Annotated in this window: 3 protein-coding genes; all 3 read right to left on the reverse strand. The window is 60.5% G+C overall.

Translation table 11 applies throughout. The features are described 5' to 3' along the window. Positions 1-301 precede the first annotated feature (301 nt). Positions 302-775, reverse strand: a complete 474-nt coding sequence (locus ACESL9_RS17695; RefSeq protein ID WP_372675389.1) for a hypothetical protein — start codon at positions 773-775, stop codon at positions 302-304. Continuing rightward, on the reverse strand, positions 772-1,974 hold the full coding sequence (locus tag ACESL9_RS17700; protein ID WP_372675390.1) for a nucleotidyltransferase: 1,203 nt from the start codon (positions 1,972-1,974) through the stop codon (positions 772-774). Before ACESL9_RS17700 ends, ACESL9_RS17695 begins: the two co-directional genes overlap by 4 nt. After that, a partial coding sequence (locus tag ACESL9_RS17705) for a CBASS cGAMP-activated phospholipase (RefSeq protein ID WP_372675391.1) occupies positions 1,971-3,045 on the reverse strand: 1,075 nt, incomplete at its 5' end. The genes ACESL9_RS17700 and ACESL9_RS17705, both read right to left, overlap by 4 nt.

The raw sequence follows: 3,045 nt of genomic DNA on the forward strand, positions 1-3,045 counted from the left end.
GGTCGCGTCGGTGGCGCGAGGCCCAACAATCAGGGCGAATTCCGGTCATTCGCCGTAGCTGCGAACCGGTCATGCGTCGGGGTCGGAATCCGACATTCAACCTATAGCGCACGCGGGCATCACTCCGCGCAGTCGAGGGTCGGCTGTAAGCCCTCATTGCCAGCTTGCCGGGGCGCAGCGAACGGCCGCTCCCGCGATCAGTCACAAACGTGCCGAAACGAGTTGGGTTGTGCCCAATGGTTCTGACCGTGCTAACGTGATGAAGACGCTGAAGTGCTCAACGAGGGACAGAAACCACCGTTCAGGACCGGGCCACCGCCCTGCGCAGCGCCCGGTTTCCAACAGGTTCTGTTTCGTCACCGGGGTGTTGTCCCTCACCTTTCCAGCCGTCGGACCAAAGCCAATCCTCGAAATAGTAGAGCCAGAGATAGGTCCACGGAATGACTGTCTGGTCGATCCGCTTTCGTGCCTCCCACTCCCATGTTCCCGGAAGATAGAGGCAAAGACGCAGCGGATCCCTGTAGACATGAGGCAAAGGTCGCCCGTCTGCCAGTAGCTCCAGGTCCGGATCGTCTATCTGAACGTCGGGCGTTTGGCCCGGTCGATACGTGACGGTGGCAAGATAGGAGCGCGCCAAGGCGGTCGGCTGTATGGGCACTTGCCATGTCAGCTTGTTTGCGCGGACCGTTCCCCCACCTCCGATTGCCGGGTTGGCCTTCAGAAACAGCAGTTGCTGTGACAGGGTCAGGTCCTGATTGCGGCCAGATCCCTTCATTGGTCGCCGAAGAACGTGTTGGCGGGTACGGCCGTTGATGCGGCGACCTGTGATGTCGTCAACCCGATCAGCGGTGCGACGGAAAGCAGGCCTGATTCGCGGCCATCCGACACCGCATTGATGCGGTTTCCGAGAACCCGTCCGGTGACACCGGGGCCGAACGAACGCTCCATGTTCACAGCCAAACGGTCCTGACCAACCGCATCACGAAGAGCCTCGAAGTCGGACAAGGCTTGTGCGTGCCACGCGTAGAATGCCGGAGCGCGGCGCGCATCCTTGTTCCAGTTGTCCGCGAAATTTTCCCCGTCGGTTGTCTCGTTCAGGATGGCATAGCCCTGTCGTCCGTCCAGTATGGGGCGCTCGATAAAGTGCGGCATCATCCGGATCGTTTCGACCACCACATCCATCTCGTCTTCGAAGACATGCCGCCGGACGCAATACGCATAAGCCTGCATCGCGAGCGTGGTGATGATGATCGAAATCGGGGCGACGTCTTCCGTGTTATCTTTATAGAAAACGTCCCGGTGCCGTTTGAGCAATTGGACGATGCGGCGAAGGATGCCCTTCACTGCTTCTCTAACGGGGAACGGCTCCACCGTCGCCTCATCCCGCTGCATGGCGATGAGCTTGCCTGCAAAGGTGGGGCGGAGTGCAGCACGCTCATCGAACAGGGTCTTGTAGGCCCGCGGGTTTGTCGGATGCCACGCATTCAAAGTCCGGTCGGGCACCAGTTCACCCCGGTTGAAGCAGGCCGGGTTCGCGATGGTCGGGGACAGGTCGAGGTGGAAATCCCCCGCATAGTTGAGACGCCAGCAGCGCTTCTTTTCTTCGAGAAGCCGCACGTAGGTCGCGTGTTCCTTCAACCGGTTGCCAACCGCCGCCTTAAGGACCTCCGGGGAGATGCCGGACGCGATACCTGCACAGAAGCAGATCAGATCGACATCGAATTCCCGGCGCCCGATCGGTTTCACGGCCGTTCCGAGCGCGCTGGACCCGTGAAGGTAGACCATGACGCTGACCAGCAGCGGATCGGTCGATCCCGACAACCAGTCCCCGACCGCACCATAGCTCTGGCGGGCACGATCAAACTGGATTTCAGTGAGATCCAGATCTTCGCCGATCTCGTCCAATATGGTGAATATCTGCGTGCGCCGACGAATATCGTTGTCGGTCAGCGGCTGTCGCAAAATCTGGTTCATGCCGCATCTTCCTTGAGTTGATAGACCGGCACGAAGGCATCGGCGGGTTTTGTAAAGAAGATCGGGGTCAGGTGGGGCTTCGCCTTTCGGGCTTCCGACATGCCGAGGCCCTTGAGGCGGCCGATCTTCGTGGTATCGTCCAAAGTGAAAAACCCACTCGGGACGGACGGCGAAACGCGGTAGATGCGATCCCCGTCGTAAGGGTGACCCGTCAGGAGCTTTGCCATGCCGAGGGCGCCGTGTGATTGCCCATCCGCGTAGAGGTTGAGGACTTTGAAGCCGAGCCCTGCAAAACCCGGGCTTTCGGGCAGCATGTAGACCTCATCTTGGCATCCCAGGCTCAGAATGCGGAGATCTGACGGATGCCACCCCAGAAGGGTGATAGCTTCGACGACGGCAATGGCCGTGGGGTTGTTGGCCCAAGTTCCACCATCGGTCAGGCCGATTTCATCGACCGTGCGATGCCGCTTGAAATACGTGGGCGCGGCCGCCGTGGCCAAAGCGGCATCCAGCGCAGTCTTGCGATAATCGGTTTGCAGGCGCGTGTGATGCGCGGTCTTGTAAATATAGGGGCTGCGGAGATCGGCATCCCATGCCGGGATCACCAACCGGGTCTGTGCTTGCCCGATCAGATCGTCGTTCAGGACGGCCCTCAGCTCCCGGGCAAGAATTGCCGCATCGTGCTTTGCTCCGATAGCGTGCCACCCTGTAGCGGTGAGGGTGCGCCAGGCCTTCCGCATCCAGCTCGGCGCCTCATCATCCGCATTGTCCTGGCCGAAGATGACAGGCCCGCGACGTTCGTAAAGCTCCAGCAGCTCTTTTGCCGTGCGACCGAGGCCAAGGCCCAGTGCGATGATGCCACCGGTCGACGTGCCGGCGATGAGATCAAAATAGCGCCCTATGGGCTCGCCCAGATCCTCCTCGAGCCCCGCGAGGAAGGCAGCAGGCGTCGTGCCCTTGATGCCGCCCCCATCGATGGAGAGGATACGACGTATTTGCCTGTTGTTCCCGCTGCTGCTCATTCGGATGTCCATCTCGCCTTTACCGTTCAGCCCTTCGGCGGATACGGGT

This window comes from Aquicoccus sp. (assembly GCF_041686535.1).
Lineage (GTDB): Bacteria > Pseudomonadota > Alphaproteobacteria > Rhodobacterales > Rhodobacteraceae > Aquicoccus.